This window comes from uncultured Merdimonas sp., from assembly GCF_963929015.1.
In the GTDB taxonomy this organism is placed as follows: Bacteria; Bacillota; Clostridia; order Lachnospirales; family Lachnospiraceae; genus Merdimonas.
In genome coordinates this window covers 150,462-171,098 of the sequence record NZ_CAWVHE010000013.1, presented here as the reverse complement: position 1 = coordinate 171,098, position 20,637 = coordinate 150,462, and the positions used below count along the sequence as shown (strand labels likewise).

Below are 20,637 nucleotides of genomic sequence, written 5' to 3'. Positions count from 1 at the left end.
CTGGCAATAGAATATAGAATAAAGTAAGACTTCAGGAGAAAATCCCGGTTGTCCAAAAAATCATTTTGGGACAACCGGGATTTTTTTGTCTGTCATTCGCGAAATTTACATGGCCTTTCACGACACAAAAAACAGGTTGTACCGCAAAAGAGTATTGCTATTACGGAAGCGTGATAGCGTATGCTTTCTGTATGCGGAGAAAGGAAAGGCCGTAATGAAAAAGACAAATGATGTAAGCAGGCTGGCAGGAGTGAGCAGGAGGACGCTGCAGTATTATGATGATGAAGGACTGCTTCCGTTAGAACGATCTTCACAGAATTACCGGCTGTACAGAGATTCGGATCTGGAACGGATATGGGAGATTTTGATCTACAAAGAGATGGATTTTGAACTGCGGGAGATTAAACAGCTATTGTCTCTTCCAGAAGAACAAAGAAAACAGAAAATGGATGAGCAAAAAGAAAGAATCCGAAGCCAGATGTCAGAACTGGAAGTCCAGACTGCATTTATATCCATGGTGAAAAATCGGGGGATGCCGGAAAAGCCGAATCAGGAGGAGGGGATGACCTATGTGGACAGAATAGAAGAAATAAAGAGAATTATCCATGAAAAGTTTATAAAATAAAGGACAGAGGAGAATAAAAAGATGAAGAAAAAGTATACGTTGATCCTGGCATTTATCATGGTATTATTGATGACGGCCTGCAATCAGAATGTAAATCAAGATGATGCAGAAAAGAATGGAAAAGAATCAAAGACGAAGAATGCGATATCCAAACATGAAGAAGTAACCATTAAAACGTCACCAGATAAATATACCTGGTATGTGAAAGATTATGTGGGGAAAAATCTGGCATCATTTGGATATACGTCTCTGGGCGGAGACAGGATGGATCATTATGGCGAGGGATATATCGAACTGGCTCTGATCAATCAAAGCGGGAAGTATATTGACATTGAGAATGAAGATGAATTAAAAAAGTATTATGTGGCGGCGCAAAATTTAGAACCCAATACGGAAATAAAATACACATTCCAAAAAGATGAAGAAGGGAATGATGAGAATGGGCTGATTTCCAGTCAGACAGTGGAGGAAATATTACTCTATGTGAAAGAAGTCGGAAACACAGACGATACGGAAATAACGCTGACTCCAATCCAAACAGCTCCGGATGCATATACATATTATATCAGGGATTATGTCGGGAGAAATCTGGAGGAATGCGGATATTTGTCTTTAGCCGGAGACTTCCGGGATGCTTACGGCGCGGCAACTGTTAAGTTTGTGCTGATTCCGGACGACGGGAGCTATATTGATCCCACAGATGAAGAGCAACTAAAAAAATACAAAGTTACAGAACAAAATATTGCTCCTAATACAGAAATAAACTTCACATTGCAAAAAGACAGTAATGGAGAAGAATATGATAATCTTACCGAAAATCAGAATATAGAAGAAGTAGAACTACATCTGTCATTAGTGGAAGAGTAAGGGAAGAGGGCTGTTGCATAAGCAATGGCCCTTTTTGCAAAACAAAATGTGAGAGTAAAATATTTTCAATCATAAGAGATCAGTGTATAATAAAATACAGTATATTTAGTAACCGTATATATTTATATATTTCATATGGAATTCGCAGTCCTTGGAGAGGGACAAAAAACACTACTACAATAGTATGAGGAGAAGGATAACGAAAGTTGTCCCGTGAGAAAAAATGGAGAGAAAGATCAGTAAATTAGTTTCAAATGTTGGAGAAAATGCAAAAAATATCCTGGAGAAATCCAAAGAGATTACCATTCGTATGGCTGATCAGAATGAAGATGGTGAATTTGATCTGGAAGATGTGACTATTGTGGCTGGAAATGTCGGACATACGGTAAAGAAGAAAGCGCATGCTTTGAAAGAAACTGTAGACGAGAAAGCACGGCAGTTGGAATTGAAAACATTGCAGCCGCTATTTTTAGAGGAGTTGAATGATACAGATTTTGTAATACCTAAGTTTATCAGGTTGACTGAAAAAGATAAAAAATATGTGGAAAGCGAAGTTTGTCAAAATTCGATTGGCTTCCGATCTGATAAAAAAGATCTTCGCATGATAAATATTTTTCGCGATTCTATAGATAAGTTCGGGTTGTCATTCTATCCAGACTGCAATGAAGAATTTTACTATGTAAATCCAAGTGATCATGAAATGTATATTGCACTTGACGAATATTTTAACTACTTAAAACAAGCACGCATTAATGAATTACAAAAAATCGCCCAGGATCTTGGGGCAAAACATTTTAAAGTCACATATAAAGAACAGAAAGCTTCATTTTCAAAGAAGAAAAAAGAAGGAAAAGCAAAGGAAGGAATTACAGCTGTAAACGCAGAACAAAACATTGAAGGCAGGGATTACATAGCGGCAGAAATAGCAGCAGAGATGAGCTTTCCAGGACACGATCCAGTGAAACCAAAATTGAAACATTTAAAATATGATCCCAGTATCAATAATCTCATAGAAATGCGAATAAATGAACACAGTCCTATATTGCATCAAAAACTTATGATTAAACTCAGTAATTCTTCTGGTTTGAAGGAGAGTGAGGCAGTAAAAATAGATGCTGTTATAAAAGGAATGAAATGCGGAGGAAATGCGACTCTTGTAAGCGAGACACAGAATGAATCCAGAAGGTATCTGGAGTACGAAATAGACTTTTAGGATAGTGACTAAACAAGTATATTAGTTCCTGGAAAATCCTCTTAAAAAGAGTTGACATGGAATAAAATCGGTGATAGTTTTATCACAATAAAAGCATTTTCATTTCTAATGGTTCACCTCTTGGCGGTGTCTGCCGCATCGAACATTCTGACTTTATTCGTCAAAAGAAATCTCAATGCTTTGTATCCTAATCAAACAATGCAGAGAGGTTTCCAGATGGCGGATGCCTCCTGCGAATCATTCATTTTAAAGGAGGAAACAGGATGGAAAAAAGACTGAATCGTCTGTATAAGGCGCGCCTATTCGTTATGATTTTCGAGGATAAGAAGAAACTGTTAGAATTGTATAATGCAGTCAGTGGAAAACATTATGAAGATCCGGAACTTCTGGAGATCAACACCCTGGAAAACGCCATCTATATGTCGATGAGAAATGATCTGTCTTTTCTTATTGACGCTAGGTTGTCGCTTTATGAGCATCAATCCACGTATAGTCCAAACCTTGCATTGCGTTTTTTGTTTTATCTGTCAGATATTCTGTCGGGGATGACAGCGGATGCCAACCTCTATGGAACGAAAAAAGTACAAATTCCGGCGCCCCGGTTCGTGGTTTTTTATAACGGAGAAGAAGAACAGCCGGACCGACAGATTCTGAAACTTTCCGAACTATATGCGGTGAAGGAAGAAGTCCCGAAGCTGGAGATGGAAATATTGATGCTGAATGTGAATCAGGGACATAACCCGGAGTTGATGGAAGCCTGCCATACGTTATGGGAGTATGCGGAATATACAGGTCGGGTGAGAAAGTATGCCAAAGACCAGCCCATTGCGGAGGCGGTAGAGCGTGCTATTACAGAGTGCATTCGGGAAGGGGTCTTAAAGGAGTTCTTGGAGAAGAATCGCAGGGAGGCGAAGAACGTGAGTATTTATGAATACGATCAGGAAAAACATATCCGACAGGAACGTGAGGAAGCGTGGGAGGCCGGCGAGAAGGTTGGCGTGCGAAAGGGAGAAGAGAATAAATTAAAGAATCAGATTCAAAAAAAGCTCGCAAAGGGTAAATCTGTCTCCGAGATTGCAGAGGCTCTGGAAGAAGAGGAAGATACTATCCAAAGGCTTGTGAAGGAACTATCATGATTGAAGTTTATTACGTGGAAGATGACGAAACAATTGGTAAGTCTGTAAAAGAATATTTGGAGCAGCAGAATTGCAAAGTGAATGTTTTTGATAGGATTGCCGATGTCAAGAAAGCCCTGATCGGTCATTTGCCTATGATCGTCCTGCTGGACTGGAATATGCCGGACGGACAGGGAAATGAATTGTGCCTCTGGATCCGGGAAAGATGGAAAACTCTGCCTGTTATCTATTTGACGGTTCGCGGTGATTCCCATGACATTGTTACCGGCTTCCAAAACGGGGCGGATGATTATGTGGTAAAGCCCTTTGATCTTGCTGTTTTGTATTCCCGTATTCTGGCTCTGCTACGGAGAACCAAAACCGTAACCGATACAAAGCTATTCTGTGATGACCTGATGTTGGATAAGGAGAAAACAGCTGTCTATGACGGGCAGAAGGAAATTGTTGTAAGCCAGCCGGAGTACAGACTTCTCCTGATCCTGATGGAAAACAAGGGAAAAACGATTACCAGAAACCTGTTATTAGAGCAGGTTTGGGATTGCAGCGGAAATTATGTGAACGATAATACGCTGACGGTCACAATGAAAAGACTGCGGGAAAAGCTGAACTATCCAGCCTGCTTAAAAACGATCCGAAGTTTTGGCTACCGTATGGAGGACACACAATGAGTAAAAAGTGGAAACACAATATACTTCTGATTTTTCCGTTTGTTGTTTTTGCGGCGGGCACGATATTTACCGCCGCTTTTTTCTTGCATACGTACTGGCAGATTGCATTTGAACATATTTCGGCATTGTGCGAAACCATATTGGCAAACGTTCCTGAAGCAGAGCCGCAGTTATTAGCGGCACTGAAAGAGTATCATTCATTGACGGAAGAAAAACTTAAGGGGAACGATTATCTGGAAAAATACGGATACCGGGCCGATGATTTTTGCTATGATTTCCCGCCGGATACAGTGCTTTTCCCGATTCTGTTTTTTCTTGTGACTGCCTGCGCCTTTGCGGCCGCAATCTTTCTGTTCCGCAGAAAAAATCGAAAGAGGATCGTCGATCTGACGGCCTATTTGGAGCAGGTCAACATTGGCGCAGGGGGGACGCTGGTACAAACGCAGGAAGATGAATATTCCCATCTGCAGGACGAGATATACAAAACAGTTACATCGCTTTACCAAACAAGAGAAATGGCAGTTGCCGCAAGGAAAAATTTCGCAGAGAACCTGGCCAATATCGCACACCAACTGAAAACACCGATCACATCGGCCTTTTTGTCGTTGCAGCTTATGGAAAAAGAGGTTCCCGGAACTTACGCAGAACAGGTCAGACAGCAGTTGAAACGATTAAACCGTCTGGAAGAATCCTTGCTTATGCTTTCTAAAATTGATGCCGGAACGCTGCCGCTCAAGCGGGAAAAGGTTGATCTTTATACTGTGTTAAATCTGGCGTCAGATAATCTAAACGACCTATTGCGGAATAATCATATTACTGTTGACATTCCGGAAAATGGCTGTATCGAATTTTTGGGAGATTTGGAGTGGACAATGGAAGCCCTCATCAATCTCATAAAGAATTGTATGGAACATTCCAAACCGGGCGGCGTAGTCCATTGTGAATACTCTGGCAACCCTCTCTATGTAGAAATTCGTGTATGGGATGACGGGGCGGGTTTTGATAAAGAGGACTTACCTCATCTTTTTGATCGTTTTTACCGGGGAAGGTGTGCTGCTCCCGATGGAATCGGAATTGGCCTGGCTCTTGCCCGTTCCATTTTTGAATTGCAGAATGGAACCATAACCGCCCGCAATCTGCAAACTGGCGGCGCTTGTTTTGAAATAAGGATATACAGTCACTGAGATGTCACTTTACTTTGCTATACTGTACGCAAAGCGGTCCCTTTATGCTGTGGAACGCGCGGGGGACAGAGGAAGGAGAAAGTGACATGGAAATACTAAGATGCGAAAATGTCCGTAAGGTGTATGGCTCCGGAGACAATCAGGTCGTGGCGCTTAACCACATTAACTTGTCCGTACAAAAAGGAGAATTTGTAGCAATCGTAGGGGCATCCGGTTCGGGAAAATCTACACTGTTGCATATCTTGGGAAGTGTGGATCAGCCGACAGAAGGGAAAGTCCTGATAGAGGGGACAGAACTATCTGCCATGAACCGGACGCAGGCAGCCATCTTCCGGCGCAGAAAGGTCGGGCTGGTCTATCAGTTTTATAACCTGATCCCCACCCTGACTGTCCGGAAAAATATACTTATGCCGCTCTTGTTAGACAAACGAGGACCCAATCAAGAATACTTTGAGCAGATTGTACATTCCCTGGGAATCGAAGACAAACTGGAATCACTGCCAGGCCAGCTTTCCGGCGGACAGCAGCAGCGCGTCGCCATCGCCCGCTCTCTGATCTATCGCCCGGCTCTCCTGCTTGCCGATGAACCGACAGGCAACCTGGATCGGAAAAACGGAGAGGAAATTATTGACTTGCTAAAATTATCTAACCGTAACCTGGAACAGACGATTCTTTTGATTACCCATGATGAAAAGATCGCATTGGAGGCGGATCGCATCATTACCATAGAAGATGGGAAAATCGTCGGCGATCATTTCCGCGATACAGCTAAGTGGCACAAAGGGATCCTCGAGGAGAAAGGTCGGTGAAGGATATGTGGAAAGACTATTCGATAGGATTTATCAAAAAGAATCGGGCTTCCAGCGTATCCGTTCTCACCTCTGCGTTTATTTCTGCTCTGTTTCTTTCTTTACTGTGCGGTTTATTTTATAACTTCTGGAATTATGAAATAGAATCCGTTGTTTTAGAAGAAGGAAACTGGCAGGGACGCATTAGTGGAGCGTTCGAAGAAGATGAAGTGTCTGAAATTGAAAATTTCGCCAATGTAAAAACGGCTGTGATTAATGAGGATTTATCAGACGGCCAGACTCTTATAGTCGATATCTGCTTCGATGACATGAGGGCCGTGTATCAGGATATGCCTCTGATCGCCCGGCAGTTAGGCGTTCCCGAAAGTTCCGTATCATATCATGAAACACTGTTGTCAAGTTATTTCATTAACGATCCGCAGGACAGCCATCCGCCCTTATTGATGGCTTTTTATCTCTTTGTACTCCTGCTTGTGTCGGTGTCGTTGATTTTAATCATTCATAACTCGTTTTCTGTATCTATGAATGCCCGTGTACATCAGTTTGGCATCTTTTCCAGCATTGGGGCGACGCCGGGGCAAATTCGCACCTGTCTTTTACAGGAAGCGGCGATGCTTTGTGTGATTCCTGTTTTGATCGGAAGTTTTGTCGGAATCGCTTTGACCTTCGGAGCCATCCAGGCAGTCAATATTCTCGCCGATGGTATTATCGGCAGACATGAAGCTGCCTTTGCCTATCATCCGCTGGTGTTTGCAGTCACGATTCTGACCTCGTTTTTGACGGTACTGATTTCTGCCTGGCTGCCAGCCAGGAAATTGAGCAAGATGACCCCACTGGAAGCCATAAAAAACACGGGAGAATTACAGCTAAAACGGAGAAAAAAATCCCGTATTCTTGCGCATTTATTTGGAACCGAAGGGGAGCTTGCCGGGAATGCGCTGAAAGCACAGAGAAAATCTCTGCGGACCGCCACGCTGTCGCTGACCCTCTCTTTTCTGGGCTTTGCTCTCATGCTGAGCTTTTTTACTCTATCCGGGATCAGCACAAACCATACTTACTTTGAGCGCTACCAGGATGCATGGGATGTGATGGCAACCCTCAAGGACACAGAGATCGGGGACTTTTCTCACACGGATGAAATCCATGCTTTGGCTGATACAGACAGTGTGATCTATCAAAAGGCAAACGCCGTTTGTTCTATTGGGGCGGACGCCCTCAGCGAAGAGGTCAAAAGCCTGGGCGGTCTTGATGGAATAGCCGGAAGTGAGGTCAGTATGGCGGATGGGATCTATGCCATTCAGGCTCCCATCGTCATCATGGATGACAGCAGTTTTGCCGCATACTGCGAACAGATCGGCGTCTCTTCGCCGGAGAACGGGAGCGTTGCTCTGAACCGCATTTGGGATAACAGAAACAGCAATTTCAGATACAAGGAATACGTTCCGTTTTTGTCAGGGAACCAGGACGCGGTGACTTTGCGGAACTTGGAAGATGCCGCTGCGGCTGTGGCGATCCCGGTTCTTAGCCTTACACAGGAACCGCCGGTTTTGAGAGAGGAATATGACAACTATGCATTAGTCCAGTTTGTATCCCTCTCCACCTGGAAACAAATCCAGGGAACGATTGGAAACGCCCAGCCAGACACCTATATTCGCATTCTTTCAGAAAAAGATAGAACCCTGACAGAACTGAGCGCGATCGAGAACGAGCTGACGAATGTGCTGGGGCATGACATTTCTTTCGAGGTAGAAAACCGGATTCAGGAAAAGATAGACAATAATGCCATGTTGAACGGATACAAACTGATCATTGGGGCGCTGTGTGTGCTGCTGGCCCTCATCGGGATCGCCAATGTATTTTCCAACACACTGGGATTTGTCCGGCAGAGAAAAAGAGAATTTGCGAGATATATGTCCATCGGCATGACGCCGGAAGGTATGCGAAAAATGTTTTGTGTCGAGGCCCTCGTCATCGCAGGCCGTCCTGTTCTGATCACGCTGCCGGTCACCGCTGTGTTTGTGTGGCTGATGATACGGGCAAGCTACCTGAACCCGATGGAATTTTGGTCGGCGGCTCCCATCGTTCCTGTCGCGCTTTTTATCGCAGTGCTTTTTGGCTTTGTGGGGCTGGCATATTACCTGGGCGGCAGGCAGATCCTGAAGTGTGATCTGGTAGAAGTATTGCAGAGTGATTATATGTGATACAGTGTAACTTTCATTGATGTGATTTTTAAAATCCCCGGCGTTGACAAACGCCGGGGCTCTCTTTATAATTAAAAGATAGCCTAAATACAGGAGGAAATTATGCAAAAATACGGAGTAAATGAATTAAGAAGGATGTTCCTGGAGTTCTTCGAGAGCAAGGGACATCTGGCAATGAAGAGTTTTTCATTGGTACCTCATAATGATAAGAGCCTTTTGCTCATCAATTCCGGCATGGCACCGCTTAAGCCTTATTTTACCGGACAGGAGATCCCGCCCTGCAAGCGTGTGACTACCTGCCAGAAATGTATCCGTACCGGAGATATCGAAAATGTGGGAAAGACAGCCCGTCACGGTACATTTTTTGAAATGCTGGGAAACTTTTCTTTTGGCGACTATTTCAAGAAAGAATCCATCGGCTGGACCTGGGAGTTCCTGACCGAGGTAGTAGGCCTTGATCCGGACAGACTCTATCCGTCGGTTTATCTGGATGATGATGAAGCGTGGGAGATCTGGAATAAAGACATCGGCATCCCGGCGGAGCGCATCTTCCGTTTTGGAAAAGAGGACAATTTCTGGGAGCACGGAAGCGGCCCCTGCGGTCCCTGCTCGGAAGTTTACTATGACAGAGGGCCGGAGTTTGGGTGCGGCAAACCGGATTGTACCGTAGGCTGCGACTGCGACCGGTACATGGAGATCTGGAATAACGTATTTACCCAGTTTGATAATGATGGCAATAACAACTATACCGAACTGGAGCAGAAAAATATCGATACCGGCATGGGCCTGGAGCGTCTGGCCTGCATCGTCCAGGATGTAGAATCCATGTTTGATGTAGACACGATTAAGGAACTGCGGGAGCATGTAAGCCGTCTGGCAAATGCAGAGTATGGCAAGGACTATGAAACGGATGTATCCATCCGTGTTATTACTGACCATATCCGTTCCGTTACCTTTATGATCTCTGATGGCATCATGCCTTCCAATGAAGGAAGAGGTTATGTCCTGCGCCGGCTTTTAAGACGCGCCTGCCGTCATGGAAGACTTCTGAATATTCCGGGGAAATTCCTGACTACCCTGGCCGTTACTGTGATCGAAGGATCCAAGGATGGGTATCCGGAACTGGAAGAGAAGAAAGACTTTATCCTGAAGGTCATTGATAAGGAAGAAGATCAGTTTAACAGAACCATTGACCAGGGTCTATCTATCTTAAGCGAGATGGAAGCAGAGATCCGGGAAAAAGGCGAGAAAGTCCTTTCCGGAGATCAGGCATTTAAACTGTATGATACCTATGGATTCCCGCTGGATCTGACGAAGGAGATCCTGGAGGAGAAGGGAATCTCTGTGGATGAAGAAGGCTTTAAGGCAGCCATGGAAGTGCAGAGAGTGACTGCACGTAATGCCCGCGAAGTCACCAATTATATGGGCGCGGATGTGACGGTATATGAGTCCATTGACCCGGCGATCACCTCTGCATTTGTAGGATATGATCAGTTATCCTGTGAATCGAAAATCACGGTTCTGACTACAGAGACTGAGATCGTGGAGGCGCTGACTGAGGGACAGGCAGGCACGATCATTGTAGACGAGACTCCGTTTTATGCCACCAGTGGTGGTCAGGAGGCCGATAAAGGTGTGATCCGCACTGCAGAGGGAGAATTCCAGGTAGAGGATGTGATCAAGCTTCACGGCGGCAAGATCGGCCATGTAGGTCATGTGACAAAGGGAATGCTGAAAGCAGGCGATCAGGCGGAACTTCTGGTGGATGAAGAAAATCGTACCCTGTCTGCCAATAACCACAGCGCAACCCATCTGCTCCACAAGGCGCTCCGCAGCGTACTGGGCACCCATGTAGAACAGGCAGGATCTTCTGTGAATGCAGAGAGACTGCGGTTTGACTTTACTCATTTTTCCGCTTTGACTAAGGAAGAACTGCAGCAGGTGGAAGATATCGTGAATGAACAGATCCGTAAGAATCTCACGGTAAAAGTTGAGAACCTGCCGATCGAAGAGGCCAGAAAAACCGGGGCAGCCGCATTATTTGGAGAGAAATACGGCGATATCGTCCGGGTAGTCAGCATGGGAGATTTCTCCATTGAGTTCTGCGGCGGTACACATGTACCAAATACCGGACAGATCCGGGCATTCAAGATCCTGTCCGAGACCGGTGTGGCGGCAGGCGTGCGGAGAATCGAAGCCCTGACGGCTAAGGGACTGGATGATTATTACCGCGCACTGGAAGAAAAGCTGAACCGGGCCGCCAGATTACTGAAGACCAATCCGGATAAGCTGGAAGAGAAGATCGCTCACCTGCAGAGTGAAAATAAAGAACTGCACAGCGAAGTAGAGAGCTTAAAGAGCAAGCTGGCAAAAGACGCCATGGGTGATGTGACCGATCAGGTGACAGAGGTCTGCGGCGTGAAGCTTCTGGCAGTGAAACTGGACGGCGTAGACATGAACGGTCTGCGGGATCTGGGCGATCAGATGAAAGAAAAGCTGGGTGAAGGTGTGATCGTACTGGCATCCGCTACAGACGGCAAGGTGTCCCTGATGGCTATGGCCACGGATGGAGCCGTGAAGAAAGGCGCCCATGCAGGCAATCTGATCAAAGCGGTTGCCGGACTTGTAGGCGGAGGCGGGGGCGGACGCCCGAATATGGCCCAGGCCGGAGGAAAGAATCCGGAAGGCATGGAGGCCGCTGTCGCTAAGGTGCCGGAGGTTTTAAAAGAACAATTGTCATAAAAAAATACGAAAAATGTTGACGTAGACGAAATATGTGCTATAATTCTATGTGTGCAAGAAATATACCCGAACAGTCATATGATGCACAATATAGGACTGGAGGGAGGTTAGGTGTGAGAGTATGTCAAATGTAATCGTGAAAGAAAACGAGACATTGGATAGTGCTTTACGCAGATTCAAAAGAAACTGCGCGAAAGCCGGCATTCAGCAGGAAATTCGTAAAAGAGAACATTACGAAAAACCAAGTGTTAGACGTAAAAAGAAATCTGAAGCTGCTAGAAAGCGTAAGTATAACTAGAAAAGGATTTTAAAAATAAGAACATAAAGTTATACGAAATATGTCAGGCAAAGGTGCCGTATCTTAGGATACGGCACCTTTTTTGCTTCATAGGAAATCGTGCAAAGCAGGATTCCTTCTTATGAAAACGGCAGTGGATAACCGCAACAAGGGAAGAGAAAGGAGTATATCATGAGATTAAGAGATACGGGACTTACAGCAGAGGAATTAAAGGCAATGGTAAACAAGTATATGGTGGAAACTTATGAGCGGTATGATTTTATCGCAGAGCGGGCCGAAGGCATGTACCTGTATGATGAAAAAGGGACACCATATCTGGATTTCTACGGCGGCGTAGCAGTCAACAGCCCCGGAAACTGCAATCCGGAAGTGGTAAAGGCGGCCAAAGATCAGATGGATGATATCATGCATACCTTCAATTATCCGTACACGATTCCGCAGGCACTGCTGGCAAAAAAGATCTGTGATACCATTGGAATGGATAAGATTTTTTATCAGAATTCCGGTACAGAGGCCAATGAATGTATGATCAAAATGGCAAGAAAATACGGGATCGACCATTATGGACCGGATAAATATCATATCATTACAGCACAGAAAGGATTCCATGGAAGAACCTTTGGATCCATGGCGGCAACAGGTCAGCCGGACACCGCGATCCAACAGGGATTCGGCCCTATGCTGGAAGGATTTACCTATGCAGAATATAATAACCTGGAGGATTTTGCGTCAAAGGTCACAGACCATACTATTGCGATCATGATTGAGCCTGTACAGGGAGAAGGCGGAGTATATCCGGCTACCCAGGAATTTATGGAAGGACTTAGGAAACTGTGCGATGAGAAAGGCCTGCTGCTTCTTCTGGATGAGGTGCAGACCGGATGGGGACGCACCGGAACTCCGATGGCATATATGGGGTATGGCGTGAAACCGGATCTTGTTTCTATGGCAAAGGCTATGGGAGGCGGCATGCCAATTGGCGCCTGCTGCGCGACAAATGAGGTTGCCAGAGCCTTTACGCCGGGAACTCACGGCTCTACTTATGCGGGCCACGCGGTTGCCTGTGCGGCAGCGCTCGCTTCGGTTACAGAGATTCTTGACAAAGATTTAAGCGGAAATGCAAGAAGAGTAGGACGGTATCTGAGACAGGAACTTGCAAAACTCCCTCATGTAAAAGAAGCTCGTGGAAAAGGTCTTCTGGTGGGATGCGAGTATGATCTTCCGATCGCGGCGGAGGTAAAGCATGAGGCGCTGGAGCGAAAAGTACTGTTTACAGCGATCGGCGACCGTGTCAACCGGATGATCCCGCCGCTGATCGCCTCGAAAAAAGACGTAGATCAGTTGATCCGCGTAATGAGAGAATCCATTGACGAAGCAGCGGCGAAATATCTGGATATGAAGATGGCCGGTTAATCCGGAAAGGTTTTCAGTTCCTGATAAAGACGGGCGATGGGAAGCCCCACTACGTTATTGTAGTCTCCGTGGATCTCTTTCACATGGATGGCGAAGGGGCCCTGGATGCCATAGGCTCCGGCCTTGTCAAGAGGATCGCCGGAGGCGATATAATCCTGCAGATCAAAACGGTCGATGGGATAGAAAGTCACATCGGTCTTTTCATAAAAACTTCGCACAGTCGGATCACCGCCTCTGTTTAAGATCAGGGTGACGCCGGTGTACACCTGATGGGTCCGGCCGGCCAGCAGGCTTAACATATCCATAGCTTCGGAAGCATCGGCCGGTTTTCCAAGGATCTCGCCCTGATAGACGACGATGGTATCCGCGCCGATCACTGTGCGGTTTACCGGCTGCAGAGTCCGGTAAACATCTTCGGCTTTCTGGAGAGACAGGTCCATCACGATCTCTGCCGGATCTTCTTTTCTGATGATTTCTTTTATATGAGAAGGAACTGCTTCAAAGGCAAGACCTGCCTGGGTGAGCAGTTCCTTTCTGCGTGGAGACGCAGAAGCTAAAATATATTTCATGACTGATTTTCCTTTCTGCAAAGATAGATACTGCTCTCTATTATAAATCCTGGTGGTACGCATGTCGAGACCTGTTGAAAATAAGCATGTTGAAAAACATAGATTATATGTTAAAATACAGTATACAGGAATGAGTTGCTTTTGAAAACAGGAAAAAGGGGCGGTGACCATGGCAGGAGCAATGAAGTGGCTGTCAAAGGAAGAATTAAAGAAAGCGTTAGTGCAAAGACAGACGGGAGAGAGGCTTCTTTTTCGGGAACGGGAACTGGAGCATGCGGATCTTACCGGCTGGGATTTAAGTAATATAGATTTTACGCTGTCTTCTTTTCAGGGATCGACTTTAAATCAGGTGGATTTTTCCGGGAGCAGTCTTGAAAACGCTCTTTTTGACGGATGTCCGTTAAAAGACGCTGATTTCCAGAATGCCAATCTGAAAACGGCGTCCTTCCGGTACTGTGATCTTCGGAACAGTAATATCAGCGGAGCCAATCTTTTTGGCGCCATACTGGAGCATGCGGATCTGAAGGGTATCCGGTCAGATGCAGACACGCAGTGGTTTCGGATGCGCTGTCCGGAAACAGGAGCATTTCTCGGATATAAAAAATGTTTCAATGACCGTCTGGTACAGCTTCTGATCCCGGCGGACGCAAAACGTACTTCCGCCACACTGCCTTCCTGCCGTTGCAGCAGGGCGAAGGTGTTGACAATTAAAAGCTTTGATTATACAGAAGAATTTGACGAGGCCTGGTCTCTGGTGGATGAAAATTTCATCTATAAAAAAGGAGAATGGGTGGAAGTCAGAGATTTTAATGAGGATCGGTGGATGGATTCCACCACAGGCATTCATTTCTGGATGACAAGGGAAGAGGCGAAGGCATATTAATATGAAAACAGCAGAAGATTTAAGACAATTACTGGGCCGGATCGACAGAAAAGGATATCCGGCATATAAAGAGACGAAAGGTTTGTATCAGTTTCCGGGGTACCGACTGGGGATCGACCATGTTCAGGGAGACCCTTTTGCCGGTCCATCCGCGCTTCACATTGAGGTGAAAGGAAGGACAGCAGGATTCCCGGAAAAGCTTTATGATAAGCCCCATAAGAGGGTTGCGCTTCAGGATGAGCTGATCCGCAGATTCGGGGAAACCGCGGGGAAGTATTCTTTTCAGGCAAAAGGATCAGGCAAAAGCGGACTTTTGTCTGTGACCAGATGCGGGCAGGAGGTGCTGGAGCGAAGCGCCTGCAGTATTGATCCTTTGACCGGGGACATCGTGATCAGGTTTGCAGTGGGATTCCCGGCCAATGGGCGCACCATTAATGCCAGGGAGCTTGTAAAAATTATTTTTGACTTTCTTCCACAGTGTGTCAGAAACTCCTGTATCTGCCGCAATCTGGATCAGAAGCGGACGGAACGGATCATGGAACTGGCAGAGGATCAGGCGTATATCAGGGAACAGCTAAAGGCACGTGGGCTGGTGGCCTTCGTGGCGGACGGGTCGGTTCTCCCAAGAGAGTCCGGTGTGTCTCAGCGTCCTATGAAGGGCGGCGTGCCGTTTGTGTCTCCGGAATCTATGAAAGTGGAAATGGATCTTCCTTTCCGGGGCAGGATCACTGGGATGGGGATCCCCAGAGGGATTACGCTGATCGTAGGAGGAGGTTACCACGGGAAATCCACACTGTTAAAGGCGCTGGAGCTGTGTGTGTATCCTCACATTGCGGGAGACGGAAGAGAATATGTGGTGACAGATGCGGATGCAGTTAAGATCAGGGCGGAAGACGGACGTTCCATCAAACATACGGATATCTCTATGTTTATCACAAATCTTCCAAATCAAAAGGATACAGAAGCTTTTGATACAGAAGACGCCAGCGGCAGTACTTCACAGGCCGCTAATGTGGTGGAGGCCATGGAAGCCGGAGCTTCGGCCTTTCTGATTGATGAAGATACCAGCGCTACGAATTTTATGGTGCGGGACGAACTGATGCAGCAGGTGATATGCAGGGAGATGGAACCGATCACTCCGTTTATTGAACGGGCGGGAGAGTTATACCGCACATGCGGGATCTCCACAATCCTGGTGGCAGGAAGTTCCGGCGCTTATTTTCAGATCGCCGATCATATCATCCAGATGGATCACTATGTGCCAAAGGATATTACGGAGATGGCCAAAAAAGCGGCGGAAGGATATCCGGCTCTGCATTTTCCAGAAGGAGCTGTAAAGAGGCCGGGATTTGACCGTTGTCCCAGATCTAATCCGGGGATTTACCATAAGGGACGGATCAAGATCAAGACTATGGGAAGAGACGCAGTGACTCTGGGACAGGAGCATATCGACTTACGATATGTGGAACAGCTGGCGGACAGCGAGCAGCTGGAATGCCTGGGATATATGATGAAATATGCAGAAGAGGAGCTGATGGACGGAAAGACTGCTATTCGTCAGATCGTTGACAATATCTATCAGAGGGTGGACCTGGATGGATGGAAGGCGCTGACAGGAGCCGGGATGATTCCAGGGAATCTCTGCCTTCCCAGAAAACAGGAACTGTTTGCCTGTATCAACCGTTACCGGGGACTGCACCTGTAAATCACAGGATAAGGGGATTGCCGGAAAAGTAAAACCAGAAGAAAAAGGAGCAGATGCAGATGAGAGTGATCGCCGGAAGTGCAAAACGCACTCAACTGAAAACGATAGAAGGACTTGGCACCAGACCGACCACTGACAGGATCAAAGAGACGCTTTTTAATGTGATCGCCCCCTTCCTGTATGACTGTGTGTTCCTGGATCTGTTTGCAGGAAGCGGAGCAATCGGCATTGAGGCTTTAAGCAGAGGAGCCATGGAAGCTGTTTTTGTAGAACAGAATCCCAGGGCAATGGCCTGTGTCAAAGAGAATCTGAAAAAAACCCATCTGGAATCCAGAGGAATGACCATGTCTATGGATGTGATGACTGCATTGTATAAGCTGGAGGGGGAAAAGCAGTTTGACTATATCTTTATGGATCCGCCCTATGGGCAGGAATGGGAGAAAAAAGTCCTCACTTATCTGGCGGATTCTGATCTGATCGCGGACCGGGGCGTGGTGATCGTCGAAGCCTCGAAAGACACGGATCTGTCTTATGCGGAGGATCTGGGATACGATATTTTAAAAATCAAAGAATACAAGACAAACAAGCATGTGTTTCTGACGCCTGCGGGAAGGAAAGAAGTATGTTAAGAGGAATCTATCCGGGAAGTTTTGACCCGGTAACGCTGGGGCATCTGGATATCATCCGCAGATCTTCCAGACTGGTGGATGAATTAATTGTCGGAGTGCTTTATAATAAAGCAAAAACCCCGTTGTTTTCTGTAAAAGAACGTGTTAGAATGTTAAAAGAAGTAACAAAAGATATGCCAAATGTCAAAATAGAGCCCTTTGAGGGGCTGTTGGTAGATTTTGCAAGAAGATCAAAGGCGGACATAGTGTTCCGCGGGCTGCGCGCGATTACGGATTTTGAGTATGAGCTGCAGATGGCCCAGACCAATCATAAACTGGAGCCGGAAGTGGAGACAGTGTTTTTGACCACCAGCCTGGAATATTCGTATTTGAGTTCTACCATGGTAAAGGAAGTGGCAGCTTTTGGAGGGGATATTTCTCAGTTTGTACCTGATTATGTATCAGACTGCATAAAAGAGAAAATGAATGTAAAAGGAGAGTGTAAATTATGAGCAGCCGTATTGAACAGATCATTGAAGAAATCGAGGAGTACATCGACAGCTGTAAGTTTCAGCCGCTGTCCACATCCAAGATTATTGTAAATAAAGACCAGATGGACGAGATGTTAAGGGAACTGCGGATGAAGACTCCGGATGAGATAAAGCGCTACCAGAAGATCATCGCAAATAAGGACGCCATCCTGGCTGACGCACAGGCAAAGGCTGACAGCATGATCGAAGAGGCGCAGATCCATACCAACGAGCTGGTCAGCGAGCATGAGATCATGCAGCAGGCCTATGCACAGGCAAATGAGATCGTAACCGCCGCTACTGAGCAGGCGCAGCAGATCCTGGACAATGCCACCAGCGATGCCAATGACATCCGTATCGGGGCAATGCAGTATACCGATGATCTGCTGGCAAACGCGGAGAGCATCATCGGGCACACACTGGACAGTTATACGACCAAATATGACGGACTGGTAAATTCTCTGCAGGAGTGCTACGATATGGTGCGGAACAATCGTTCTGAACTGGAGATTCCGGAGCAGTCGGCAAGAGGTCTGGAGGCAGAGTTCGGCGGGGATCAGGAAGAAGAAAAGCAGGAATCTTTTGATTTCGTTGACAATGGGGCAGCGGAGTAATCCTAGTTATATATTGCAACATAATAGAAATAAGCGATCAGGCTGGTCACACATGCGGTGGCCAGCTTTTCTGCGATATAAGGGAAACGGGGAATCCCGGCATCCCTGATGACAGAGAATGTCTGGGCGGCGCAGCAAAGCCCGCCAAAAGAAATCAGAAAAATAGCGGCTGCATATTCCAGGGCGCCATCTGCTCCAAGGCTGCACAGATACATGGCGCCTGTAGTCATTTCTACAGTGGAGATCAGAAACTTCACAAAAAGAGGCGGATCCGGGATTCTTTGGAGAAGGGAAAAAAAGATAGAAAATAACATGATGTATCCGCCAATCCGGGTGATCGAGCTGATGCCGTCCATGATACAGAGGTCTGCCATGCCGGCGGAGCCTTTGTCTGGTTTGAAAGATAAAGCGCGCAACGCCTTATTTGCAGTGTTGTCCGCCGGTATTTCGGGTCTGGAAGATGTCCCGGAACGCCGGTGGGCAAGGGGGAAATGCAGGCGGTAGAAGACGGCGGAAAACAGAAGAGGAACGCCAAGGAGGAGTACGAGAGAAGGCAGTGCAAGATCCGGGGATTTCAGACACTGAAGGACCAGAAAGTTCAGGATAAATCCAGGGCTTGCATTGTTACAGAAGGATAACAGATAGCAGCATTCAGAAGGAGAGATCCTGCCGGCTCTTAGGAGGTCCGCGGCAGTTTTGGCGCCGGTCGGGTATCCACAGAGGAATCCGCAGATCAGGACGAAACAGCCGTAAGGAGTTATGTTCAGGAGACGGCAGAAAACCGGCGCGGTGAGCCGGGAAATCCATCCGGCCGCGTCTGTGCGGATCAGATAATTTGCTGCGATAAAAAAAGGAAGCAGTGTGGGAAGAACTGTGTGGAACCAGAGAAGAAGTCCGCTTTTTGCTCCCTGGAATACTGTGCCGGGAAAGCATAAAAGGAGGAGGAAGCAAAGCGTCGGCAGTATAGCAGTCTGGAGGTGTTTCAAGGGGGATCTCCTTCCCTTTGGAATTCTTAATTCATTTTTATGGGGAAGCTTGAATTTTTATCACAAATGTTCCATAATAAGCGTAGAGTAAAAATCTAATGAAGAGAGGGAAAAAGAAATGGCTGTATTAGAAAATCTTGAACCAAAGCAGGTGTTCCATTTTTTTGAGGAGCTCTGCAAAATTCCCCATGAAACCTTCGATACCAAGCGTATCAGTGATTACTGCGTGGCGTTTGCAAAGGAAAGAGGGCTGGAAGTCGCTCAGGACGACACCAATAATGTAATCATAAAAAAACCGGGGACTGCCGGATATGAGAACAGTGAGCCGGTTATCCTGCAGGGGCATCTGGACATGGTCTGTGAGAAGACACCGGACTCGACTCACGATTTTAGCAGGGACGGACTGGATCTTTATGTGGAAGACGGGTATGTAAGAGCAAGAGACACTTCCCTTGGAGGGGATGACTGTATCGCAGTTGCCATGGCTATGGCGATCCTGGACAGTAAGGATATCCCGCATCCTCCTGTTGAGGCGGTATTTACCGTGGATGAAGAGCAGGGAATGGGCGGAGCCGAGGCAGTGGATCTGTCCCAGTTAAAAGGAAAAATGCTGATCAACATTGATTCGGAAGAAGAAGGAATCCTGACTACAGGATGTGCCGGAGGCATTTTTTATAAGACTGTGATCCCGGTAAAGAAGGAAGCGGCGCAGGGAACACTGGTAAAGATACATATCCACGGGCTTCTGGGCGGGCATTCCGGAAACGAGATCCATAAACAAAGAGGAAATGCGATTAAAATGATGGGACGGCTTCTGTACCGTATGGGGAAGGAGACAGACCTGCGTCTGACAGAGATTTTTGGCGGAAGCAAGTCCAATGTGATTACAATGAATGCTACTGCAGGCGTGCTGGTGCCTGCGGACCAGGCAGAAAAAGTGGCGGAGATGACCGACGAGATGCGTCAGATCTGGGCAGATGAGTTTATGGGGGAAGAGCCCGGACTTGCCGTAGATTATGAGACGGATAAAGAGGTTCACATGGATGCTTATGACAAGGATTCTACCAGAAGGATCATTGCATATCTGGAAATCGCGCCCAGCGGACTGCAGGAATACAGCCGCAAATTAAAAGGGATCGTGGAAAGCTCCCTGAACCTGGGCGTGTTGGAGTGTGACGATACCTCTGTTACCTCACAGTACCTGATCCGCAGCTCTGTAGAAAGCAGGAAACAGCAGATGAGAGAGCAGGTAGAACAGTGTGCGATCCTGGTGGGAGCCAGAGGAGAGACGACCGGAGAGTATCCGGCATGGCAGTTTAAGCTGGACTCCAAACTGCGTCCGATCATGGTAGAGACTTATAAAGAACTGTATGGGAAAGAACCGGTGGTATCTGCAGTGCATGCCGGACTTGAGTGCGGACTTTTCTTAGGGAAGCGTCCGGATCTGGACTGTGTATCCTGCGGACCCAACCTTCTGGATATTCATTCTTTTAATGAACATCTGGATATCGCATCTGTGCAGAGAACCTGGGAATATCTTCTGGCAATTCTGAAGAAATGTAAATAATTTGTCTGGAAAGAGTAAA

General features: G+C 46.6%; 19 protein-coding genes. 17 read left to right on the top strand and 2 right to left on the bottom strand.

What is annotated here, in order from left to right; translation table 11 throughout:
* Positions 1-214: 214 nt before the first annotated feature.
* The 11 genes from ABGT54_RS07890 to ABGT54_RS07840 all read left to right on the top strand — a co-directional run bounded on the left by ABGT54_RS07890 (position 215) and on the right by ABGT54_RS07840 (position 13,156).
* On the top strand, positions 215-625 hold the full coding sequence (locus ABGT54_RS07890) for a MerR family transcriptional regulator (RefSeq protein WP_346663585.1): 411 nt from the start codon (positions 215-217) through the stop codon (positions 623-625).
* A 21-nt stretch (positions 626-646) separates the two neighbouring features.
* A complete protein-coding gene (locus tag ABGT54_RS07885) occupies positions 647-1,492 on the top strand; it encodes a hypothetical protein (RefSeq protein ID WP_346663584.1) in 846 nt (281 codons plus the stop codon).
* Between the two features lie 223 nt (positions 1,493-1,715).
* Positions 1,716-2,705 carry a hypothetical protein gene (locus ABGT54_RS07880; RefSeq protein ID WP_346663583.1) on the top strand — a complete coding sequence of 330 codons (990 nt, stop codon included), beginning with the start codon at positions 1,716-1,718 and terminating at the stop codon, positions 2,703-2,705.
* Between the two features lie 263 nt (positions 2,706-2,968).
* Positions 2,969-3,841: a hypothetical protein gene (locus ABGT54_RS07875; protein ID WP_346663582.1), complete on the top strand. Its 873-nt coding sequence runs from the start codon at positions 2,969-2,971 to the stop codon at positions 3,839-3,841.
* Positions 3,838-4,509, top strand: a complete 672-nt coding sequence (locus tag ABGT54_RS07870) for a response regulator transcription factor (protein WP_204931228.1) — start codon at positions 3,838-3,840, stop codon at positions 4,507-4,509. The genes ABGT54_RS07875 and ABGT54_RS07870 overlap by 4 nt, the downstream gene beginning before the upstream one ends.
* Positions 4,506-5,693 (top strand): HAMP domain-containing sensor histidine kinase, encoded by a 1,188-nt coding sequence (locus ABGT54_RS07865; RefSeq protein ID WP_346663581.1) that lies wholly within the window; start codon positions 4,506-4,508, stop codon positions 5,691-5,693. Before ABGT54_RS07870 ends, ABGT54_RS07865 begins: the two co-directional genes overlap by 4 nt.
* 86 nt (positions 5,694-5,779) lie before the next feature.
* The gene (locus tag ABGT54_RS07860; RefSeq protein ID WP_204909567.1) at positions 5,780-6,502 is read left to right on the top strand and encodes an ABC transporter ATP-binding protein; all 723 of its coding nucleotides are present in this window, start codon (positions 5,780-5,782) and stop codon (positions 6,500-6,502) included.
* A gap of 5 nt (positions 6,503-6,507) precedes the next feature.
* A complete protein-coding gene (locus ABGT54_RS07855; RefSeq protein WP_346663962.1) occupies positions 6,508-8,703 on the top strand; it encodes an ABC transporter permease in 2,196 nt (731 codons plus the stop codon).
* A gap of 102 nt (positions 8,704-8,805) precedes the next feature.
* The gene (gene alaS, locus ABGT54_RS07850; protein WP_346663580.1) at positions 8,806-11,445 is read left to right on the top strand and encodes an alanine--tRNA ligase; all 2,640 of its coding nucleotides are present in this window, start codon (positions 8,806-8,808) and stop codon (positions 11,443-11,445) included.
* Positions 11,446-11,566: 121 nt separating this feature from the next.
* Positions 11,567-11,743, top strand: a complete 177-nt coding sequence (gene rpsU / locus ABGT54_RS07845) for a 30S ribosomal protein S21 (RefSeq protein ID WP_004054229.1) — start codon at positions 11,567-11,569, stop codon at positions 11,741-11,743.
* Positions 11,744-11,914: 171 nt separating this feature from the next.
* Entirely contained in the window at positions 11,915-13,156 is a 1,242-nt protein-coding gene (locus tag ABGT54_RS07840) for an acetylornithine/succinylornithine family transaminase (protein WP_346663579.1), read from the top strand.
* Here the strand turns inward: ABGT54_RS07840 and ABGT54_RS07835 are convergent.
* A complete protein-coding gene (locus ABGT54_RS07835) occupies positions 13,153-13,725 on the bottom strand; it encodes a Maf family protein (RefSeq protein WP_346663578.1) in 573 nt (190 codons plus the stop codon). The genes ABGT54_RS07840 and ABGT54_RS07835 overlap by 4 nt on opposite strands.
* Positions 13,726-13,894: 169 nt before the next feature.
* Here ABGT54_RS07835 and ABGT54_RS07830 point away from each other — a divergent pair, with 169 nt between their 5' ends.
* The 5 genes from ABGT54_RS07830 to ABGT54_RS07810 are packed head-to-tail and all read left to right on the top strand — an operon-like array spanning position 13,895 to position 18,065.
* Positions 13,895-14,608, top strand: coding sequence for a pentapeptide repeat-containing protein (locus ABGT54_RS07830; RefSeq protein WP_346663577.1), 714 nt, complete (start codon positions 13,895-13,897; stop codon positions 14,606-14,608).
* 1 nt (position 14,609) lies between these two features.
* A complete protein-coding gene (locus ABGT54_RS07825) occupies positions 14,610-16,313 on the top strand; it encodes an ABC-ATPase domain-containing protein (RefSeq protein ID WP_346663576.1) in 1,704 nt (567 codons plus the stop codon).
* A gap of 53 nt (positions 16,314-16,366) precedes the next feature.
* Positions 16,367-16,942 carry a 16S rRNA (guanine(966)-N(2))-methyltransferase RsmD gene (gene rsmD / locus ABGT54_RS07820; RefSeq protein ID WP_346663575.1) on the top strand — a complete coding sequence of 192 codons (576 nt, stop codon included), beginning with the start codon at positions 16,367-16,369 and terminating at the stop codon, positions 16,940-16,942.
* A complete protein-coding gene (gene coaD / locus ABGT54_RS07815; RefSeq protein ID WP_346663574.1) occupies positions 16,936-17,433 on the top strand; it encodes a pantetheine-phosphate adenylyltransferase in 498 nt (165 codons plus the stop codon). The genes rsmD and coaD overlap by 7 nt, the downstream gene beginning before the upstream one ends.
* Positions 17,430-18,065, top strand: coding sequence for an ATPase (locus tag ABGT54_RS07810; protein ID WP_346663573.1), 636 nt, complete (start codon positions 17,430-17,432; stop codon positions 18,063-18,065). Before coaD ends, ABGT54_RS07810 begins: the two co-directional genes overlap by 4 nt.
* A gap of 2 nt (positions 18,066-18,067) precedes the next feature.
* Here the strand turns inward: ABGT54_RS07810 and ABGT54_RS07805 are convergent, their stop codons facing one another.
* Positions 18,068-19,051 carry a transporter gene (locus ABGT54_RS07805; protein WP_346663572.1) on the bottom strand — a complete coding sequence of 328 codons (984 nt, stop codon included), beginning with the start codon at positions 19,049-19,051 and terminating at the stop codon, positions 18,068-18,070.
* Positions 19,052-19,169: 118 nt separating this feature from the next.
* Here ABGT54_RS07805 and ABGT54_RS07800 point away from each other — a divergent pair, with 118 nt between their 5' ends.
* On the top strand, positions 19,170-20,618 hold the full coding sequence (locus ABGT54_RS07800) for an aminoacyl-histidine dipeptidase (protein ID WP_346663571.1): 1,449 nt from the start codon (positions 19,170-19,172) through the stop codon (positions 20,616-20,618).
* Positions 20,619-20,637 lie beyond the last annotated feature (19 nt).

What these genes read in the sequence shown, in the direction of transcription:
- ABGT54_RS07890 (WP_346663585.1), top strand. Translation starts at nt 215, where the DNA reads ATGAAAAAGACAAATGATGTAAGCAGGCTGGCAGGAGTGAGCAGGAGG.
- ABGT54_RS07885 (WP_346663584.1), top strand. Translation starts at nt 647, where the DNA reads ATGAAGAAAAAGTATACGTTGATCCTGGCATTTATCATGGTATTATTG.
- ABGT54_RS07880 (WP_346663583.1), top strand. Translation starts at nt 1,716, where the DNA reads ATGGAGAGAAAGATCAGTAAATTAGTTTCAAATGTTGGAGAAAATGCA.
- ABGT54_RS07875 (WP_346663582.1), top strand. Translation starts at nt 2,969, where the DNA reads ATGGAAAAAAGACTGAATCGTCTGTATAAGGCGCGCCTATTCGTTATG.
- ABGT54_RS07870 (WP_204931228.1), top strand. Translation starts at nt 3,838, where the DNA reads ATGATTGAAGTTTATTACGTGGAAGATGACGAAACAATTGGTAAGTCT.
- ABGT54_RS07865 (WP_346663581.1), top strand. Translation starts at nt 4,506, where the DNA reads ATGAGTAAAAAGTGGAAACACAATATACTTCTGATTTTTCCGTTTGTT.
- ABGT54_RS07860 (WP_204909567.1), top strand. Translation starts at nt 5,780, where the DNA reads ATGGAAATACTAAGATGCGAAAATGTCCGTAAGGTGTATGGCTCCGGA.
- ABGT54_RS07855 (WP_346663962.1), top strand. Translation starts at nt 6,508, where the DNA reads ATGTGGAAAGACTATTCGATAGGATTTATCAAAAAGAATCGGGCTTCC.
- alaS (WP_346663580.1), top strand. Translation starts at nt 8,806, where the DNA reads ATGCAAAAATACGGAGTAAATGAATTAAGAAGGATGTTCCTGGAGTTC.
- rpsU (WP_004054229.1), top strand. Translation starts at nt 11,567, where the DNA reads ATGTCAAATGTAATCGTGAAAGAAAACGAGACATTGGATAGTGCTTTA.
- ABGT54_RS07840 (WP_346663579.1), top strand. Translation starts at nt 11,915, where the DNA reads ATGAGATTAAGAGATACGGGACTTACAGCAGAGGAATTAAAGGCAATG.
- ABGT54_RS07835 (WP_346663578.1), bottom strand. Translation starts at nt 13,725, where the DNA reads ATGAAATATATTTTAGCTTCTGCGTCTCCACGCAGAAAGGAACTGCTC.
- ABGT54_RS07830 (WP_346663577.1), top strand. Translation starts at nt 13,895, where the DNA reads ATGGCAGGAGCAATGAAGTGGCTGTCAAAGGAAGAATTAAAGAAAGCG.
- ABGT54_RS07825 (WP_346663576.1), top strand. Translation starts at nt 14,610, where the DNA reads ATGAAAACAGCAGAAGATTTAAGACAATTACTGGGCCGGATCGACAGA.
- rsmD (WP_346663575.1), top strand. Translation starts at nt 16,367, where the DNA reads ATGCAGATGAGAGTGATCGCCGGAAGTGCAAAACGCACTCAACTGAAA.
- coaD (WP_346663574.1), top strand. Translation starts at nt 16,936, where the DNA reads ATGTTAAGAGGAATCTATCCGGGAAGTTTTGACCCGGTAACGCTGGGG.
- ABGT54_RS07810 (WP_346663573.1), top strand. Translation starts at nt 17,430, where the DNA reads ATGAGCAGCCGTATTGAACAGATCATTGAAGAAATCGAGGAGTACATC.
- ABGT54_RS07800 (WP_346663571.1), top strand. Translation starts at nt 19,170, where the DNA reads ATGGCTGTATTAGAAAATCTTGAACCAAAGCAGGTGTTCCATTTTTTT.